Origin of the sequence: Yersinia vastinensis, from assembly GCF_044905075.1 — a bacterium.
GTDB lineage: Bacteria > Pseudomonadota > Gammaproteobacteria > Enterobacterales > Enterobacteriaceae > Yersinia > Yersinia vastinensis.
In genome coordinates, this window is sequence record NZ_CP173260.1 from 1,909,980 (window position 1) to 1,929,926 (window position 19,947).

Below are 19,947 nucleotides of genomic sequence, written 5' to 3' on the forward strand. Positions count from 1 at the left end.
TTTCCGCACGGTATCTTAACATGCCGCTATGATAAACTGCATTCCGCCCTGAATTTCAAAGAGCTTATTGCTCGATCGCCAATAGTGTAAATTCCATGCCCAAACCAACAAATACCTTAGTCGCTATGATACGAGTTTTCATGCTGGGGGCCGGTATCATGCTGCTATCTGGCTGTGGCAGCATTATCAGCCGTACGGTGCCGGGGCAGGGGCATGGACATCAATATTATCCCGGCGTGCAATGGGATATGCGCGACGGGCCATGGAAATATGTCACGGTGATTGATGTGCCCTTATCAATGATTGTTGATACTTTTATGCTCCCCATCGATGCCCACCACGGCCCATACGAATAAAAATAGGTGATATATGATACCCGCCATGCCGCCTGTAACTGATTTGCCGGTATTACCACAAAATGCAGTAATGCGTGTTGCCAGACCGACAGATAATCTTGATGTTATCAGTGAGATGTATTGCAGTGGTTTGGGGTTTACCCGGCTTGGTAGTTTTTATGACCATCAAGGATTCGATGGCATCATTCTCGGCCATCCACACCACGCTTATCATTTAGAGTTTACGCATCATCGTGGGGTAGAGGTTGGGCGAGCCCCCACGGCGGATAACTTATTGGTTTTTTATATCCCTGATGAGGATGTGTGGACTCGTCAGTGTCAACAAATGTTATGCGCAGGTTTTAGCACTGTAGCGTCCTACAATCCTTATTGGGATGTGAACGGCAAAACTTTTGAAGACGTCGATGGCTATCGGGTTGTATTGCAACAACGGGAATGGCCGTTATAGCGTATTAATCAAAAACCCGCCAAACAAGGGGCGGGTTTTTGAATCAAGCTTGGTTGATCAATGAGTCTCAGGCGGTCTGTTGGCCCTGAGTATTGTTCATCAAGCGGCGAATAGGCACGATAAGCAAGATAAGCACTGCAGCACAGATAACCAAGGCAATTGAGCAGCGTGCAAACAAGGTTGGCAGCATATCAAGTTGATCAGCTTTAACCTGACCACCAATTAAGCCTGCAGCCAGATTACCCAGTGAACTGGCACAGAACCACAGCCCCATGACCTGACCACGCATTCTGTCTGGAGCCAGTAATGTCATCGTCGCCAGCCCAATAGGGCTTAAGCACAATTCACCCAGCGTCAGCAGCAAAATACTCATCACTAGCCACAACGGTGAAACCCCTTCACCACCACTGCTAAGCACATGCTGTGCAGCAACCATCATCACGCCAAAACCGGCAGCGGCACATAAGATACCGATGACGAATTTAGTAATACTGCTCGGTTGAATGTTTTTCTTCGCCAATGCAGGCCATGCCCAGCTGAATACCGGCGCTAATAGAATGATAAACAGGGCATTTATGGATTGGAACCAGACTGTTGGAATTTCAAAGTTCATAACAGTACGGTTGGTATAGTCATTAGCAAACAGGTTAAATGACGTTGGTTTCTGTTCAAACGCAGACCAGAAGAATGCCGCTGACACCAACAGAATAAAGCACACCAGCAGACGGGCGCGGTCTTTACGGTTCATATTGGCAAAAGCGAACAAATAGATGAAATAGAGAGTCACCGAGGCGGCGATAACATACACCAGTAAACTAGCAACTAACACCGGGTTAATCGGAATAATACCTTGTGAAATTAAAGCAATTATCACCACGATGCCCGCTAAAATAGCGGTAACCCACTTGCCAACACCTTGGCGTTGGACTGTCGGTTTATTCCAACTTGAATCTAGGCCGACTTCAGCGTCATAACGCTTCATTGCCGGGATAGCAAAACCACGGAAGATAAGCAGGGCCACCAACATACCTATCCCGCCGATACCAAAACCCCAGTGCCAGCCATGGGAGCGTAGCAGCCAACCCGAGATCAGTGGCGCAATAAACGACCCCATATTGATACCCATATAAAACAGTGAAAAGCCACCGTCACGACGGGCATCGCCCGGTTTGTAGAGAGTACCGACCATGACTGAGATACAGGTTTTGAATAAACCCGTACCGAGAACAATAAACACTAAACCAATAAAGAATAGATTGTTACCAAAGAAGGCGGATAGGGCAATCGACAAATGGCCCAAGGCAATCAGGATGGAACCATACCAAACTGCGCGTTGTTGCCCAAGCCAGTTGTCAGCCAGCCAGCCGCCCGGTAATGCAGCCAGATACATACTCCCGGCAAAAATCCCGACAATAGCCGACGCTTGTTCACGGGGCAGGCCCATACCGCCATCAAAAACAGTGGCGGCCATAAATAAAATTAAGAGGGGACGAATGCCGTAAAACGAGAAGCGTTCCCACATTTCAGAAAGAAACAATCCGCTGAGCGGGTAAGGATGGCCAAAGAACGTTCGACCGCCTTGGTTGTTAATCGTGGTTTGCATAAAGTCTTCCCATAGAATCGCTGTAAAATGAGCGAATAAGCCATCGTCGAATGTTACCTTTTTGGTGTTGCGACCAACTCTTAGGCTTAACACTCGTTATAGTAGAATTTAACGCAATAATAACGTCATTTTTTAATTTACATCGGGGTTATAGCGTATTTTTAGATGAAATGTCGATACGTCACGCATATCTCAGGGTTATGTTTCTGTCTTAAGGTGAATTTTGGCACAAAAAGTGGCCTAATTTCTTTGTGATGAGTGACTTATTAATTATATTTATCAATAAGTTAAAATAAATACTGATGGTTTTACTGATTATACTGAAAATTTTTAGCTGTCTTGCGGTTGTTGAACCTCTCGTTGGCGCGCTTTTGAGGGCTGACGTTGTAAACACCAGTAAGAGTATATGGCGTTAAATAGCACAACGACCGCCGTGACACAAAAGACGGCGCGAAAGCCATAGCTGGCAGAAACGGCAGCACCCAAAAGTGGTCCACTGACATTCCCGACATCGCGAAATGATTGGTTATAGCTAAAGATTCTACCGGCGACCTGATTAGTACAATTATAAATTAATAATGTTTGTACTGCGGGAAGTAATGCGCCATCTGTTGCACCTAATAAAAAGCGCAAAATACCCAATTGCAGCGGGGTCTGAACAAAAGCCATTGGGATCAGAATTAGCACTGACAGTGCCAACATTGCAATCAGGATTCGCTCCGGGCCAATTTTATCGCCGAGTTTCCCTAAACGAGGTGCACTCATTAGCGCGGCGACACCGGGCACCGAGGCAATCATGCCGCTGACAAACGCTAGATTATGAATATCTCCTGCGAGTTCCCGGACATACAGCGTAAGAATCGGCGCAATAGACCCGGTTGCAATCTGGATAATCATGGTTGTGACAAACAGGCTGAGAATTAACTTGGGATTTTTTAGCGAGTTAAACACCTGCCGCCCGTTGAGCATATCTTTTTTCAACACTGGGGCAAATTGCTCTTTGACACACAGCCAAGTCATGGCGAAGCAGGCGAACAAAACTCCCGCAGTAATAAAGAAGACGGGCCGCAAACCATAACTATCTGCCAGTAACCCGCCAATCAACGGCCCAATTAATGCACCACTGACCCCGCCAGTGGAAAGTGTACCCAATGCCCAGCCACTTCTATTACGTGGGACTTGAGTGGCAATAAGCGCATTGGCATTGGGAATAAAACCCCCCAACAATCCCAACAGTGCGCGTAGCGCCAAAAACTGCCAGATATTCTGTGCCATCCCCATCAGCACCATCACAATCCCCATGCCGAGTGCAGAGCGCAGCAGCATGATTTTACGGCCTTTACGGTCAGCAAGGCTGCCCCAAAACGGCGCTGCAATGGCAGAAAACAGGAACGTGATACTGAAAACTAAACCGGACCACATGTTGAGTGACTGGTGACCGCTCACACCCAACTCTTCCACATACAGTGGCAAGAAAGGCATGATCAAACTAAATGCCGCGCCGGTGAGAAAACAGCCTAACCAGGTGACAAAAAGGTTTCTTTTCCAGTTAACAGGTTGTGGGGCCGAGGTCATAAATTACCGATTAAGCAAGTGATTGCTTTGTGTCTCTTTATTCGTCGATAGGGGCGTTTGAAGGGGCAACAAAGCACAAGAAAAAACAGTTAGCTTGATAAGTATGCGCCCATAATGCATTTACATCAATGAGATGAATATGAGTTTTTATTAAAGTGGAATGAAGGTTTGAAAAGGTGAAATATGCTTATTCAGTTGGGGAATAACAGAATTTGGCGCGGTAATCTGAATGTTATATTTGATGCAGATGAAAGACAGAAAAAAGCCACCCGCTAGTTGGAGTGGCTCAGTATCATATCAATTATTAGCGCGGATTCTTAGCGATAGGCTTCATTTTTGGTCACGGAATAACGACCACTGCCCAGCAACATAATGGCGACGCCACCCAAGAAGTACATGGCTTCGTTTTCCAAACCCCAAGCCCCCACCTGAGTCAGAGTAAAGAATTTACCCGTACCAACCATTAAAACGGCAACCAACAGATTGACTGCGTAAATAAAAGCGGCAGGGCGGGTAAACAGACCAAGAATAATCAGAAGTGGGGTAATAATCTCGCCAATGTAAACGCCATAAGCGACAAAACCGGGAATTCCCTGAGCCTGTAAAGACTCCGCTATCCAACTGGTGCCGTGCTGAATTTTTGCCACACCATGGAATAACATCAAAATACCAAACGTAAGACGTAATAACAGTTTGCCGCCGTCCGGATGGTTAGTTAACCGCGTGAACCAGAGATTAAGTGTTGCTAGCATGTGTATATCCTTATCAAGAAAAAATAACCAGATAATAACTAGGATTAATTATTTGCATTATCAGTCAGATAAATACTATGTTTCTAGCGGATAAAACTGACAGATTGTATCAAAAAAATTGATATAAACTAATTCTCATTATCATCTGTAATATCTTTTTCGACTATATTATGCCCATGACTTCTGGGCATTAGGATAGTTACTCATACAGCGAAGGCGCACCTTCGGGCCGAGTTTTAAAGCGACGGTGTAGCCACATATATTGATCCGTAGCACGAACAATCTCTTTTTCCACCACTTTATTCATAAAGGCTGCGGCTTCAACTTCATTATCCAGTGGGAAGTTCTCCACCGCGGGCTGTAAAATCAGTTGGTAACCTTTGCCATCAGGTAATCGACGGGGAGTAAAAGGAATAATCGCGGGTTTCCCCATACGTACCAGCAGATAAGTCCCGGTGGTGGTGGCCGCTTGCTCAACGGCGAACAATGGCACAAATACACTGCTGCGTGGACCGTAGTCATGATCCGGTGCATACCAGATAATCTCGCCTTGCTTAAGGCTGCGGATCATCCCTTTCAGATCCCTGCGGTCTAGCATGGCTTTATTTGACCGCATCCGGCCCCATGTCTGCATCCAATCCATGGCTTTATTATCGTGCGGGCGATAGACGCCAATGCCGGGGTTATAGATGCCAAAAATACGGGCGCCCAGTTCCAGCGTCAGGAAATGCAAGCCAATCAACAATACCCCTTTACCCTCATCACGCGCTCGTTGGATATGCTCCAGCCCACTAACACTGCACCAGCGCTGAATGCGCCAATCTGGCCAAAACCATGCCATGCCCGTTTCAAATAGCCCCATACCGACCGATTCAAAATTCTTAACCAGCAGTTCATCACGCTCAGTTTGAGGCATATCGGGAAAGCACAACTCGAGATTACGTTGGGTAATTCGCTTGCGTCGTTTGAGAAAACGCATGGAAAAACGCCCAAGAGAAGTTCCCATGGTGTAAATAACCGGATAGGGGAGTAGCACCAGCAAGTAGAGAATACCGAGGCCGAGCCAAGTCAGCCAATAACGTGGGTGCAGTAGTGAACGATCAAAAGAAGGAACTTGCATATCTGTTCTCAGCGTCATTGTAATTCATTTAGACAGGTGACTATTTATTTCCGAAGATTCAGTCCTGTACCAATCTGTTCATCTGTCGTTTTAAGGTAGACTATTGTGGCATTTTTAGGGGCTTACAGGAAAAAAGACCGCACCAAAAAACCATTTTCACTCTTTTTTGTTGAATATTTCATCAGTCAACTCAAGGGTGTGATTATTCTTTAACCCGTGCTGATTGGGCTATTTTATCGGATTTAGCATGCAGACTAACTCAGCTAAACTATTGGCTGCCATTTTTTCCATCACTTTAGCCCGGTGGACTTCCACTGTTCTGACCGAAACACAGGCTTTGTCGGCAATTTCGCGATTAATCAATCCTTGCATAACCCACTGAGCAATCATCTGTTCTCTGGGCGTCAAAGAAGCATAGCGTTGTTGCACCTGTCGATTGTTCATCAGTTGATCCGATTGCACAAAACCCCGTTGCAGTGCTGCCATTAAGGGTGTCGTGGCCACGGGTTTTTGTAAGAAATCAACCGCCCCCCACTTCATTTGTTCAACAGCCTGTGGCACATCGCCATGGGCGGTAAGGAATATCACCGCCAACGTGCTGTTTAGCTGACGCATTTGGGCATAAACCTGAGTGCCATCAAGCAACGGCATGCGAATATCTAGCAATAATACGCCCGATAAATATAAATCAGCTTGTGCCAGAAATTCTTCACCGCCATGCCACACTTTGACTTTGTAGCCGAGGCTCTCCAGTAAAAAACGGCAGGCATCAGTGACAGCGATATCGTCATCAACCAGATGAATCAGTGACAAAAGTAAGCTCCTTGCTTGGGTTTATAGATAATGTCAGGGTGACTAGCACCCCCAGGTGGCCATTGGGGGATTGGTGGTTACGCAATGAAAGACTTCCGCCCTGACTGTTTATCAGCCGTTGGCAAATGACCAATCCCAGGCCAAGGCCATCACTTTTGGTCGAGCGGAAAGGGGCAAAGGGCTGATTGAGCTGTTCCGCGGTTAAGCCCCCGGCATCATCTTGTAATGTCAGTGTCACCCGGTCTGTTTGTTGATGGGCATTTAACCATAACTGGCTGGCCCCAGCTTGTAAGCTGTTAGTTATCAGATTACACAACACTTGCTCCAGTAATGTAGGGGGCAAGCGTAAGTCGATATGTGGATCGATATCGGTGTGAAGTTGACAAGGGGGTTGGTGCTGTTCGGCCTGCAATAATTGCCACAGGTGCATCAGCAGTTGATCCAGCGGCTGGTTTGTCGTGATGTTATTGGTCACCTGCACCTGCGTGGGTTTTTTCCCCACCCATAGACGCAAATTGGCAATAGTATCGGCCCCGCGCTGGGCCTGTTGGCTGATGTGCCCCAAAATGGGTAGTAACGGATGGTCATCTTGCTCTCGTTGCAGGCGAATGGCGCAGCCATCGGCGTAGTGTTGAATGGCACTGAGGGGCTGATTCAGCTCATGGGCAAATCCAGACGCCATTTCCCCTAAAATACTCAACCGTTGGGCTTGCTCCAGAGCGCTTTCTCTGATGCGAAGTTGCTGGTGCAACTGCTCTAACTGGCGACTGCGGCGACGGACTAAAAAGGCAACCCAAATATGATTGGCACCCAGCAACAGTAAAACCACGGCAATAGCGGCAAGCAATAATCGGTGCTGCTGCGCCCAATCTAGAATTTGCTGCCCAAAATGCGGTTGTTGTGGGTGTTGATTCACCGCGCGCAACAGGTTTTCTACCTGATTGGTTGACGAGGGCGCTCCCCACTGTGGGGCTTTATTGTTTGCCGGGGTGAGCAACGTGCGTGTCACATTATCAGCGAGTTCATCAGGGACGTGCGCTAACGCAGCAAATGACCAGTTTGGGTATAGCTCAGTACTGGTCAGGCAGGGAATGGTCGATTGCTTTGCTAATAATGGCCGAAAATCGCGGGCATGAACCAACCCTTCTGCTTGCATATCTTCCAACAAACAGGTGGGAACGATGGCGGCAGAAATGGCATGGTCGCGCAGGAGATAAATTAACGCATCAACGGGGAAACCGGTGAAATGCAATTGAAAATCTTGTTCAGGCTGTAGCCCCATATCACGCAACGCTTTGTATCCCAATAAGTAACCGCCAAAGGCTTCGGCGGAAACTGCGCCAACGTGTTTGTCGATAAGCGCCTGCGGCGAGTGAATATCACTGTCTGCGCGCACTAAAATCACACTGCCAATCACATTGCGACTGGTGCCATCCGGTTCATGACTTGAACGTAAAGACACTAACCAACGCAGAGGATAGTGATTATCAATTTGTACATATTGCGCCGGATTGGTGAGCAAAAAATCAATACGATTTTGCGCCACGGCGTTTTTCATTGCCGGTAAATCCAGCGGTAATAATTGAAAATGCTGCTCCGGCAATTGCTGATTCAGGCTATCAACCAAGGGTTGCCAATGCGTCTGTGCTTGGGCATCGCCACGTAATGCCAACACGCCAATCGTCCAATCTCGGGCATGGGCATTAGAAACACACAACCACAGCATTATCGCCAGTACCCTGAAGTTCATGATGTTCCTTTTTATGATCCCGATCGCAGTGCTCAATTGTCCTGGATCAAGTCCCTAAAGGGAATGTGGAAAACCACAATAGGGCTTCTGTTTGTCAATTTCTACAATCCTTATCACCAAGAAGATTCTTATTAAAAAGATGAGAAGAAAAATGGATCAAGGGAAAAGAGCATTTTTACAGCGGCTGGGTGTTTTAACCGCAGGCGCTGCACTGGTACCACTGGCAGATGCTGGCTGGCAGATGGAGCCGGTGCGAAAACACGGCGATATTAACCGGCGTTATGCCATGTTAATTGATTTACGACGCTGCATTGGCTGCCAGGCTTGCACCGTCAGTTGCGCTATTGAAAATCAACTGCCGCAAGGCCAGTTCCGTACCACGGTCAATCAATACCAAATTGCCCTATCTGGGGCTGACAGTGTGACTAACGTGTTGCTGCCTCGCCTGTGTAACCACTGTGATAACCCGCCTTGTGTGCCCGTTTGCCCAGTGCAAGCAACCTATCAGCGCCAAGACGGCATAGTGGTCATCGATAATACACGTTGTGTCGGTTGCGCCTATTGTGTGCAGGCTTGCCCTTATGAGGCCCGATTTATCAATCACAGCACCCAAACAGCGGATAAATGCACATTCTGTGTTCATCGTCTTGATGCTGGTTTATTGCCAGCTTGCGTAGAGTCTTGTGTTGGCGGTGCGCGAATTATTGGTGATTTACGTGATGGCAACAGCACATTGCGCAAAATGCTGCTAGAGCATGCTGTCGATATCAAGGTGTTAAAACCGGAGCAAGGTACTCACCCACAGGTGTTTTATCTCGGATTAGACGAGATATTTACCCGGCCATTACAGGGCCAACCCGCACTTTGGCAGGAGGTACATGCATGATCCGCGAAATGTTAGCCCGACCACAGGACATTGCTTGGCTGCCTTGGGCCGTGCAGTATTTTTTCTTTATTGGATTGGCGTGTGGTGCGGTGTTATTTGCCGGCGGGCAACGAATGTTTTCCCGCCGCAAGGGATTATCTCCGCAACAAAGCCAATTGGAGTTTTCCGCGCTGATGCTGGCAGTGACAGCAGTTGTCGTTGCTCCACTGGCGCTTAATGCGGATCTTCATCAACCGGCCCGAGTTTGGCATTTTTATGCACACTTTACGCCGTGGTCGTGGATGTCATGGGGTTCTCTCTTTTTACCGCTGTTTAGTCTCTGTGTTGTAGGCTATTTTTTGGCGCTAATTTATAGCCGCTTGAAAGCCAGACCCTTGCCGCGGTTATTGAAAGGGTTAGCCTTCCTTTGTGCGCTTTCCGCCATCAGCATTTTGCTTTACACCGGTCGTGAGGTGTCGGTGTTACGCGCCCAGCCGCTGTGGTTCAGTCTATGGTTGCCACTGTTTATTTTCCTCACGGCATGTCAGGCCATCCCTTCTTTATTGGCTATATGGCTATGGCGTGAGCCGCAATATCAACCGTTATTGGCACGTTGGCAGTTCATCAATTTAGTCCTACTGGCCTTGGTCACTTTGTTGTGGGCCAGCGGAGATAACCTGTCGGCACAGGCTTTGCGCCAATGGGCTGCCCAGTCTGTGACTATGGCGGCTTTCCCTGTGGTGCTGTGGCTGATGTTGTTGGGATTGTCCCTCTTTATGTGGAAGAAAACATTACCCATTAGTGTTGTGGTGCTACAGGTGGCGGTAGCCCTGACACTGTGCTGGTCAGTACGGTGGTTATTACTGATGCAGACACAAACATTGCCTAAATACAACGTGCTCACCAACCCTTATTCCCTGCCTCTTGGCAGCGAGGGATTGCTGGCAATTATTGGTACTTTCGGATTATGGATAGCAGCAATCATTACAATCCGCGAAAGTGTCAGATGGCTTGAACTGAAAGTATCAGGCGCAAACAGAGTTGAAGGGGAAAGACATCATGGCTAAGTCTACGCGGCGTCAATGGTTAAAAGGCGGTCTGGCCTTGGGGGGCGTGTTGGCATTCGGAGCCAGCTACCACGACGTGGCGCGTAAAACACTGGCCGGGCTGGTGGATGGCAGTGCCGGAAAACTCACTCTCGACCCTATCAGTGGGAATGCGTTGCCACCTGAAGGGCAAGTTGGGCCACAGTGGCGGGCCAATCCACAACAGGCGGTATCGATGACGCAATGTTTTGGTTGCTGGACACTGTGCGGCTTACGAGTGCGGGTCGATACCCAACAAAATAAGATCTTGCGTATTGCTGGCAATCCTTATCATCCATTATCCCATGATCATCACTTTCCTTATCAGTTGCCGCTAAGTGAAGCCTTACAGCGTTTAGGTGGCGAGCAGGGGTTGGCTGGACGTTCGACTGCTTGTGCTCGTGGCGCAACCCTGTTGGAAGGTGTCGATAGCCCTTATCGTATTACTGAACCGATGAAGCGAGTTGGGCCACGAGGCAGTGGTCAATGGCAGCGAATCAGCTTTGAGCAACTCGTCACCGAGGTGACGGAAGGCGGTGATTTATTCGGCGAAGGGCCTGTGGAAGGGCTGCGGGCAATTCGCGATTTAGTCACCCCCATTGATGCCAAACAACCGTCACTTGGGCCGAAAGCCAATCAGTTGTTGGTTACCAATGCCGGTGATGATGGGCGCGATGCTTTTATCCGGCGCTTTGCCAATCAGGCCTTTGGCACGAAAAATTTGGGTAGCCACGGGGCATATTGTGGGCTGGCATATCGTGCTGGCTCTGGCGCACTGATGGGGGATTTAGATAAAAACGCCCATGTTAAACCGGATTGGGATAACGTACGTTTTGCGCTGTTTCTCGGCACGTCCCCGGCACAATCGGGCAATCCGTTTAAACGTCAGGGCCGCCAGTTAGCCAATGCTCGTCAGCGTGATGACTTTAATTATGTGGTGGTTGCACCCGCTTTACCACTCACCACCACACTAGCCAATCAGCATAATCGCTGGGTGCCAGTATTGCCTGGTACGGATGCTGCTCTGGCGATGGGGATGATCCACTGGATTATCGAACAAAAACGTTTTAATCACGATTATTTGGCGGTGCCCGGTGAAACGGCCATGAAAGCCGCCAGCGAGCGCAGTTGGACGAATGCCAGCCACTTGGTCATCACCACTGAATCTCATCCGTTAGCAGGGCAGTTTCTGCGTGCTAGCCAGTTAAATGGTCAGCCAGTGGCACAGGAAGAAGAAAGTCCGGTGTTAGTGCAAGTGGCGGATGGCTCATTGCAGCCAGCCCCGCAGGCGCTTGAGGCGGAGCTATTTGTGACTCGGCAGGTCACTTTGCATGATGGGCAGCAGGTTCAAGTTCAATCGGGTATGACGTGCCTCCAGCAAGCTGCTACACGTTTCTCACTGGCGCAATACAGCCAGCAATGTGGCGTGCCGGAGGCCACCATTATTGGTTTGGCGCGCGAATTCACCGCCTATCAGCGTCAGGCTGCGGTGATTTCTCATGGTGGGATGATGGGCGGCAATGGGTTTTATACCACTTGGGCTGTCATGATGCTGAACGCGATGATTGGCAACTTGAACCTGAAGGGCGGAGTCTCAGTTGGCGGTGGTAAATTTGATGGTTTTGCTGATGGGCCGCGTTATCAGCTAGCCACCTTCAGCGGGATGGTGAAGCCAAAGGGGTTACCATTATCGCGCAGCAAGCAGCCTTATGAACAGTCGGAAGAGTATCAGCAAAAAATTCAGCAGGGCCAACCGGGCTATCCCGCTCGTGGACCATGGTATCCCTTTGTCGGTGGGCAGTTAACTGAGCAATTAGCTCCCGCTCTGGCCGGTTATCCGTATCCGTTAAAAGCCTGGATAAGCCACATGACTAATCCACTGTACGGGGTCGCGGGGCTACGTCATTTGATCGAAGAAAAACTACAAGATCCACATCAGTTACCCCTGTTCATCGCCATCGATGCTTTTATGAATGAAACAACAGCCCTGGCTGATTATATTGTCCCGGATACTCACAATTTTGAGAGTTGGGGATTCAGCGCACCTTGGGCTGGAGTGCTAGTGAAAGCCAGTACCGCTCGCTGGCCGGTGGTGGAATCACGCACTGCCCGCACTGCGCAGGGCGAACCGGTCGCCATGGAAAGCTTCCTAATTGCTGTTGCTAAGGCATTACAACTGCCGGGGTTTGGCCCCAATGCGATGCAAGATAGTCAGGGCAATGATTTACCGCTGGACCGAGCGGAAGACTATTACTTACGGGCCGCAGCCAATATTGCTTATGGTGGCGAAAAGCCGCTGCCTCCGGCAGAAGATGACGAGCTGAGATTAACCGGCGTTGATCGTTTATGGCCTGCTTTACAACAGAGTTTACACGCTGATGAACAGCGTCGCGTGGCCTACTTATTGGCGCGCGGCGGGCGTTTTGCCCCTTACGAGAAAAGTTGGAATGGCGATGCGACTGGGCCACAGTGGAAAAAGCCGCTACAAATTTGGAATGAGGATGTAGCGAAACATCACCATGCCATTACGGGTGAGCGTTATAGCGGTTGCCCGACGTGGTATCCCCCACGTCTGGCTAATGGATCGGATGTCTTTGAACATTATCCGGCAGCGGATTGGCCACTGCGCTTGATGTCATTTAAATCCCATCTGATGAGCAGTTCTACAGCGATGATTGAACGCTTGCGGGCAGTTAAATCAACCAATCTGGTGGCGATTAACCCCATCGACGCTCATCGCTATGGTGTCCAACACGGTGATATTGTGCAGTTGACGACGCCGGGAGGGCAGATGGCGGTGCAGGTTAGCCTTTTGGATGGTGTTATGCCGGGGGTAGTGGCGATTGAGCATGGTTATGGACATCGTGAGATGGGGGCCAGAACACATTCACTGGATGGCATTATGATGGCGGCAGACCCGCGAATCGGCGAAGGTACTAATCTGAATGATTTAGGTTTTACTGATCCTACGCGAGAAATCCCCAATACGTGGTTGGATTGGGTAAGTGGTGCGGCTGTCCGGCAGGGATTACCGGCGAAACTGCAATTGATAAGTTAACACGCAAAAGAACCTATCAGGCTAATGAATAAATCCCTCGTTATTTAAGAGGGATTTATTATTTCTGAATTGGGATATTTTCAGTGTATAAATTAGGGATATAAATCATTACGGAAAAACAAACGATGTCAGTCGCGAAACTCAGTGCGAGTTTACTGCTTGCTGGTGGCCTGTTGGGCTACGTTGGTGCCTATTGGCAGAGTAAATTATTACTGATTACGGCTGCCATTGCCCTGTTGGCCGGTATTGTGGCATCCGGTTTTACCGATCGCGACATCGCGGGCAATAGTTGTCGCCGCCGGTGATTTAAAGGTGCTGTGGCGGCCAATAAAGGGGGCCACACTATGCACAATCATTCCTACCACCACCAAACCTATTCCCAACAATGATAACCCCGTTGGTAACGGTGCAGCCAGCCACAGCATCTCGCCGAGCAAAGCAAACAGCACCTCACCGGATTGGGTTGCTTCTACCGCTGCCAGTTTCGAGTAGTCTTTTTTCACCAGATTAGTCGCTGCAAAAAACAGCAATGTGGCAATAACGCCGGAAAATAAGGCCACTAACAAGGATTGATTGATTTGCATCTGTGATGGCCAGCCGGTCTGTGACCAGCCGTAGTACGATAGCAGCAACCAAAAAGGCAAGCTGGCGAGTGTCATATTGAGCACCCGTTGCAAGGTATCCACATCGCCTTGGCAGATATCCATCATTTTGCGGTTACCTAATGGATACATAAACGCTGCCAATGTGACGGGCAAAATACACCATAAAGCTTGCTGTAGGCTCAGAGCTTGCGCATGCTGCCACTGCATCAGTACCACACCAAGTAAAATTAATAATGACCAGCGCAACCCTTTAAAGGGTATCTTCCCCCGTACCTGCTGAGTGCCATCAGGCGTTGATATTGGTTGTTTAAATAGAGGGATCAGCAAAGAACCCGCAATGATGGTAATTTGCCATGAACCGGCGACCAGCCAACCCTCGCCATAAGCCCCTGCCAGACTGAGTGGGGCATAAAACAGACCGAAACCCACCGTACTCCACAGCAGATAGCCGGACCAATATTGGCGTAAGTGGCGCAAACTTTGCGCTAACTGGCCGCGCAGCAATACCAATAACAACAGCATCGGTGCCATAAAAATAAAACGCAGTGTGGCGCTCCAAACCCAGTTTCCCCCACCGAGATCCATGGCGCGATTAAGAATAAAAGTAAAAGCAAAAAAGAAAGAGGCTGCCAGACCATAACAAATCGCGCGCATTATCTTCACTCATTAGCGCTGAAAGGAATAAAACAGGAATATCGATAATTGCCGTTGGCGTCAAGTCTTACGCCACGGTCAAAAGCGCTAAAGATGTGCCGTGGCGGTGTTTCGGGTATGATATGCGCCGCACGGGGTGACCGGTGCCAAAATATCAGTTCTATTGCGCGATGACTTGCTATGGTTAGCTATCGAATGGCTGACGTAACCCATTGAGCAGTAAATAACTATTTTACAGTAACCTCTCTGAAAAACAGGAAAGTACACCATGCCAGTGTTACATAACCGAATTTCTAATGAGGAACTTAAAGCGCGCATGTTGGCTGAAACCGAACCGCGTACCACAGTTTCTTTTTATAAATATTTTACCTTGGAAGATGCGAAAGCCTTCCGCGACAGCCTCTATAGCCAATTTGTCAAACTCGGAGTATTTGGCCGGGTTTATGTGGCTAAAGAGGGGATAAACGCGCAAATCAGCGTGCCAGCCAATCGCTATGACGAATTTAAAGTCGCGCTATTTGCCTCTCATCCGGCGTTGGACCAAGTGCGGCTGAACGTGGCACATGAAGATGATGGTAAGTCATTTTGGGTACTGCGGATGAAAGTTCGCGAGCGTATCGTGGCTGACGGTATCGATGATGACAGTTTTGACCCCAGCAATGTCGGGCATTACCTGAAAGCGGATCAGGTTAATCAGATGATTGATGACCCTGATACTTTATTTGTCGATATGCGCAATCACTATGAATACGAAGTGGGCCATTTTGAAAACGCGATAGAAGTGCCTTCAGATACTTTCCGCGAGCAACTGCCGATGGCGGTTGATATGCTGCAACATGACAAAGATAAGAATATTGTTATGTATTGCACTGGCGGGATTCGCTGTGAGAAAGCCAGCGCCTATATGCTGCACAATGGCTTTAAAAACGTTTATCACGTTGAAGGTGGAATTATCGAATATGCTCGCAAAGCCAAAGAACAAGGGTTACCGCTGAAATTTATCGGTAAAAACTTTGTTTTTGATGAGCGTATGGGGGAGCGGATCTCTGAGGATGTCATTGCACATTGCCATCAGTGTGGAACGCCAAGTGATACTCATACCAACTGTAAAAATGATGGTTGTCATTTGCTGTTTATCCAGTGCCCGAGTTGTGCGGAAAAATTCGAAGGTTGTTGTAGCCAGATTTGCCAGGAAGAATTGAAATTGCCGCAGGAAGAACAACGTTCTCGGCGGGCAGGGCGTGAAAATGGCATTAAGATTTTTAATAAGTCGAAGGGATTACTGCAAACAACGATGCATATTCCAGTGCCGGGTAATAGCCCAGATAAGAAGTAATCATACCTAAAGTTTTTGGTATTGCAGCGAACACTGCTACAACTTCAGGTTGAAAAGAAATACATCACTTAACCTGCTGGTGGTGCTATTAAAATAAGACGTTGTCGGTTATTTTATCCGGTAGCGTCTTTTTTTTGCCATTTTGAGCGGTGGCAGTTCTAATACAAGGATTAATAATGACAACACCTGGGGTAAGTAGCCAAGGTTTACGGTTAGTTGCAATGTTGGCAATGCTGGTCGTGATTATGGCTGGGATTAAGGCCGCATCACCTATTGTCGTTCTATTTTTATTGGCAATTTTTCTCGCTATCGTATTGAACCCTCTAGTTAAATTACTAGAGAAAATAAAAATCCCTCGAACCTTGGCTATTGTTTTACTGGTCACCATTATTGTTTTACTCATGGCATTACTCTTTAGCCGCTTAGGTTCTTCATTAAATGAATTTGCCCGTTCAATACCGCAATACCGCGGCATGATGCTCGAGAAAATGCGCGACCTACAAGAATTCGCGATGCGTTTTAATATTGAGTTTTCTGTGGATGACATTATGAAGCATGTCGATCCCAGTATGGCTATGAACTTTATTACCCGCCTACTGAGCCACTTGTCTGGCGCGATGGCCAGTACTTTCCTGTTGTTGATGACTGTCGTCTTCATGTTATTTGAAGTGGAGCGCCTGCCTTATAAAATGCAGTTGATGTTTGATAACCCCGAACAAGGGAATGCGGTTCTTAAAAAAGCACTGAATGGCGTAACGCATTATCTGGTGATTAAAACCATTATAAGTATCGCGACGGGGATTGTTATTTGGTTATTTCTGGCGGCAATGGGGGTAAGGTTTGCTTTCTTGTGGGGGTTATTGGCTTTTGTCCTGAATTACATTCCCAACATTGGCTCAGTCTTGGCGGCCATACCACCGATTATTCAGGCTTTATTGTTTAACGGCTTTGCCGATGCCTTTGCTGTAACCGGTGGTTATATTTTGATTAACCTGATCGGTGGCAATATCATTGACCCTCGAATGATGGGGCGAGGCTTGGGCTTATCAACGCTGGTGGTGTTTTTGTCATTAATTTTCTGGGGCTGGTTATTGGGACCTATCGGCATGTTGCTTTCAGTGCCGCTAACCATTATTGCTAAAATTGCCCTTGAGTTAACGCCTGCGGGTTATAAATTTGCGGTGCTGTTGAGTGATGGCAAACCGACCAAAATTGAGTCTGATAAGGCTGGTTGATGGCGTGATTTAAAACTGAAGAGGGCCACAGAATCTTATATCTGCTGGCCCGACCTAAAACGTCGGAAGCTATGAATGGAAATTAATAGAAAAAGAAATAAATATCGAGTGCTAACAGAATCAACCATAAGCAGATATAGAGTATCAGATGCTCCCGTACATTATTGATAACTATTGAGAGCAATTTATTTAACATACTCACTGCCTGTGGTTAAAAATGTCACTCATTATAAGGGGTTTTAATATTGTAAACAATAAGCTGACAGATGAAATGATCACATTTTAAAATGATAAAATAACGCATGAGATAATATATGTTGGCAGGGGATTGAAAAAATTGGCTGCGAGGTCATACTTAAGAAATAAGTGAAATGTAACCGATCCTTTAACGAAAAAAAATTTAACGCTATTTTTCCGGTTACATTATTTATAGCTAAAATTCACACTCTATTTTTTTATGAAAGCTAATGCTTGCTAGACAATATTTTACCTAGACTAGAGTGTCGGCTAATATAAATATTTAAAAACATTATAAATAAAACATAGCTCTAGGCGGTTTCTGACTTTTATTTTCTCAGTAATATGACGTTTATGCGAATAAACAGTGCTGTCACTGATGTTCAACTTTCTGGCTATGCGATAATTGGGCATCTCAGTCATCCAATAGCACATGACTTTGTGTTCTTGTGGACTAAACAACGATGAAGCGCACGCAGGGTTTAGATTATCTATATCATCTGAAAAGTCAGATAGCATTTTTAATAGTTTAGGTAAATGCCTCTTCGCCAAGATTGATACTGAGTCAGTTAAAGGGATAGGCGTTTCACTAAATGGATATGATGCATCCAGATAAATATAAACTTTTGCCTGACTACAGCAACTGAGAAATTGCTCTAATAAGGGACAATGTCCACCGAATCGACAATATTGCGTTAGATTAACAATGATTATCTCGGGATTAAAATCATGAATAGCCAATGTTGCCTGTTTAACAGTAGGCACATCCATTAAATTAAGAGATATTGAGTTGTTTAAATAGGTATTTACCCCAGAGCGGGTATAAAAGCATTCGTCGATAATTAGTATTTTCATGTGACATACATCCTTGTCTAACAGCAACCATGCCTGATTGCATACAAGGAGTAAGTTAATCCTCTGATGACTAAGACGTCAATTCGGGATTTACGAAGTTTTTTTACGGATTTTACGAATAAAGAACTGACAATGACTGTAGTTTAAGTATTTCATACTAAAGAGGAAATGTCAGCATAATGAATGAAATGCCGATGACTTATTTAAAGTATAAATAATCATCGGCAGGCATTATGGCGGATTACAGGTACTTTCTAATGCGACTAATCAGCAAAACGAGATAATGAAAAGGCCGAAATGTCGATAGGTGACGGTTTATTTTGTGCGAACAGCGCCGCGATTTCACCAAGAGCGGTTGCAAATTTAAACCCATGACCACTTAACCCTGTCACAACCATAATGTTGGCGTTGTCAGGCAAGGTATCGATAATAAAATCTTCGTCAGGGCTCATGTCATAGCTGCATGCAGCACCGTGTAGACAAACCCCCACACCAGGCAAGAAATTACGTAAAAAGCTAAAGACTTCGGTGCCATCCTCAGCATAACTGCCGAAAGGTTTTCGTTGTGCGGCAGACTCAATAGGCTGTCCACCATTATGTTTACCGAGTTTCAGTTCATCATTTTGTGAGGGAAAACCGTAGTAATGGATATGGTCCGGTGTTTCTACCGTGAATGCCGGGAAATGGTTGTTCTCACTGTAGCGGCCATCGGCATGATACCAAGAAAAGACTTTTCGGACGGCAGTCACTGGCAGTTCTGGTAGCAATTCCTTGACCCAAGTTCCCGCGGTGACAACGACCTTATGGGCACTGTAAGTCCCGTCTATGGTCACCACATCAACACCGCCATCGAATGGCTCAATCGCCGTGACGGGGCAGTTGAATAGAATGCCGCAACCCGCTTCAGTCACCGCTTTTATCAGTGTTTTTATCGCCAGCTCGGAGCGCAAAAAACCAGCTTGGGGTTCGAACACACCAATATAATTATCCGGTAGGGTAAAAACGGGCCATTTTTCACGGACCTGCGCCGCATTTAATGTTTCTACTGGCAAATTATATTGTTGAGCGCTGTGCTGCGCATTTTGCAGGAAAGTTGAATCATCAGGCCCTAAATTCAGTACACCACAGGCTTGAAATAATTTTTCGTCTGTTTGGACTGAGAGTTGGTTCCACAGTGCTTGAGCACGTAATACTAAGGGAACATATTTCTCACCCTCGCCATATGCATGGCGAATGATTCTGGTATCACCATGGTGGCTCCCCGTCTGGTGTGGAGGCATGGCACTATCAACCATCAACACCTTTAACCCTGCTTGTGAGGCGTAATATCCAGCGGCAGAGCCAACAGAGCCGCTACCAATAACAATTAAGTCGTAATCCATATTTTGCACCTTGGGGACTATCACCGTTGACCTAATATAACTCTCTCTGGTTAGTAGGTCATTTTGAACCTAACAATAACCAAAATGATTTAAATTAAAGCTAGCAAGTCGCAATAAAAATTAAAACGCTAGTAATAGCACGGGAGTTAGAGGAGAAAAAGCGATGTTATCCCTATTAGGAGAGGAGCGCTTAATAAAAAGGCACCAAGTGATATTCA

At 47.1% G+C, this 19,947-nt stretch carries 17 protein-coding genes; 7 read left to right on the plus strand and 10 right to left on the minus strand.

Features of this window, described 5'->3' with window-relative positions:
- Positions 1 to 95: 95 nt before the first annotated feature.
- A complete protein-coding gene (locus tag ACIOG0_RS08805) occupies positions 96 to 356 on the plus strand; it encodes a YceK/YidQ family lipoprotein (protein WP_072086452.1) in 261 nt (86 codons plus the stop codon).
- A gap of 25 nt (positions 357 to 381) precedes the next feature.
- Positions 382 to 804 carry a VOC family protein gene (locus ACIOG0_RS08810; protein WP_230678309.1) on the plus strand — a complete coding sequence of 141 codons (423 nt, stop codon included), beginning with the start codon at positions 382 to 384 and terminating at the stop codon, positions 802 to 804.
- A 67-nt stretch (positions 805 to 871) separates the two neighbouring features.
- Here ACIOG0_RS08810 and ACIOG0_RS08815 read toward each other — a convergent pair whose 3' ends face one another.
- From ACIOG0_RS08815 to ttrS, 6 genes are all read right to left on the minus strand, one after another.
- Positions 872 to 2,407 carry a peptide MFS transporter gene (locus tag ACIOG0_RS08815; protein WP_050097189.1) on the minus strand — a complete coding sequence of 512 codons (1,536 nt, stop codon included), beginning with the start codon at positions 2,405 to 2,407 and terminating at the stop codon, positions 872 to 874.
- Positions 2,408 to 2,737: 330 nt separating this feature from the next.
- Entirely contained in the window at positions 2,738 to 3,982 is a 1,245-nt protein-coding gene (mdtG, locus tag ACIOG0_RS08820) for a multidrug efflux MFS transporter MdtG (protein ID WP_050097190.1), read from the minus strand.
- 317 nt (positions 3,983 to 4,299) lie between these two features.
- Positions 4,300 to 4,734, minus strand: a complete 435-nt coding sequence (locus tag ACIOG0_RS08825) for a DoxX family protein (protein WP_050097191.1) — start codon at positions 4,732 to 4,734, stop codon at positions 4,300 to 4,302.
- A 199-nt stretch (positions 4,735 to 4,933) separates the two neighbouring features.
- Positions 4,934 to 5,854, minus strand: coding sequence for a Kdo(2)-lipid IV(A) acyltransferase (locus tag ACIOG0_RS08830; RefSeq protein WP_050097742.1), 921 nt, complete (start codon positions 5,852 to 5,854; stop codon positions 4,934 to 4,936).
- A gap of 228 nt (positions 5,855 to 6,082) precedes the next feature.
- The gene (gene ttrR, locus ACIOG0_RS08835; RefSeq protein ID WP_050097192.1) at positions 6,083 to 6,667 is read right to left on the minus strand and encodes a tetrathionate respiration response regulator TtrR; all 585 of its coding nucleotides are present in this window, start codon (positions 6,665 to 6,667) and stop codon (positions 6,083 to 6,085) included.
- Positions 6,645 to 8,417: a tetrathionate respiration histidine kinase TtrS gene (gene ttrS / locus ACIOG0_RS08840; protein ID WP_128450857.1), complete on the minus strand. Its 1,773-nt coding sequence runs from the start codon at positions 8,415 to 8,417 to the stop codon at positions 6,645 to 6,647. The genes ttrR and ttrS overlap by 23 nt, the downstream gene beginning before the upstream one ends.
- A 151-nt stretch (positions 8,418 to 8,568) precedes the next feature.
- Between ttrS and ttrB the strand changes: the two genes are divergently transcribed.
- From ttrB to ttrA, 3 genes are read left to right on the plus strand one after another with little or no spacing between them, the layout of a single operon-like run.
- Positions 8,569 to 9,303, plus strand: coding sequence for a tetrathionate reductase subunit TtrB (gene ttrB / locus ACIOG0_RS08845; protein ID WP_050097194.1), 735 nt, complete (start codon positions 8,569 to 8,571; stop codon positions 9,301 to 9,303).
- Positions 9,300 to 10,349, plus strand: coding sequence for a tetrathionate reductase subunit TtrC (gene ttrC / locus ACIOG0_RS08850; protein WP_128450856.1), 1,050 nt, complete (start codon positions 9,300 to 9,302; stop codon positions 10,347 to 10,349). The genes ttrB and ttrC overlap by 4 nt, the downstream gene beginning before the upstream one ends.
- Positions 10,342 to 13,425: a tetrathionate reductase subunit TtrA gene (gene ttrA, locus ACIOG0_RS08855; RefSeq protein WP_128450855.1), complete on the plus strand. Its 3,084-nt coding sequence runs from the start codon at positions 10,342 to 10,344 to the stop codon at positions 13,423 to 13,425. Before ttrC ends, ttrA begins: the two co-directional genes overlap by 8 nt.
- Positions 13,426 to 13,634: 209 nt before the next feature.
- On the opposite strand, the gene ACIOG0_RS08860 is transcribed toward ttrA, so the two are convergent.
- Positions 13,635 to 14,684, minus strand: a complete 1,050-nt coding sequence (locus ACIOG0_RS08860; RefSeq protein ID WP_404705005.1) for a multidrug resistance efflux transporter family protein — start codon at positions 14,682 to 14,684, stop codon at positions 13,635 to 13,637.
- 268 nt (positions 14,685 to 14,952) lie between these two features.
- On the opposite strand from ACIOG0_RS08860, the gene ACIOG0_RS08865 reads away from it, so the two are divergent.
- Positions 14,953 to 16,020 (plus strand): rhodanese-related sulfurtransferase, encoded by a 1,068-nt coding sequence (locus ACIOG0_RS08865; protein ID WP_050097197.1) that lies wholly within the window; start codon positions 14,953 to 14,955, stop codon positions 16,018 to 16,020.
- A 176-nt stretch (positions 16,021 to 16,196) separates the two neighbouring features.
- On the plus strand, positions 16,197 to 17,255 hold the full coding sequence (locus tag ACIOG0_RS08870; RefSeq protein ID WP_404705006.1) for an AI-2E family transporter: 1,059 nt from the start codon (positions 16,197 to 16,199) through the stop codon (positions 17,253 to 17,255).
- Between the two features lie 82 nt (positions 17,256 to 17,337).
- Here ACIOG0_RS08870 and ACIOG0_RS08875 read toward each other — a convergent pair whose 3' ends face one another.
- The 3 genes from ACIOG0_RS08875 to solA form a co-directional block, all read right to left on the minus strand.
- Entirely contained in the window at positions 17,338 to 17,451 is a 114-nt protein-coding gene (locus ACIOG0_RS08875) for a DUF2770 family protein (protein ID WP_071988901.1), read from the minus strand.
- 311 nt (positions 17,452 to 17,762) lie between these two features.
- The gene (locus ACIOG0_RS08880; protein WP_050097199.1) at positions 17,763 to 18,347 is read right to left on the minus strand and encodes a LuxR C-terminal-related transcriptional regulator; all 585 of its coding nucleotides are present in this window, start codon (positions 18,345 to 18,347) and stop codon (positions 17,763 to 17,765) included.
- A 263-nt stretch (positions 18,348 to 18,610) separates the two neighbouring features.
- Positions 18,611 to 19,729: an N-methyl-L-tryptophan oxidase gene (gene solA / locus ACIOG0_RS08885; protein ID WP_050097200.1), complete on the minus strand. Its 1,119-nt coding sequence runs from the start codon at positions 19,727 to 19,729 to the stop codon at positions 18,611 to 18,613.
- Positions 19,730 to 19,947: the final 218 nt, after the last annotated feature.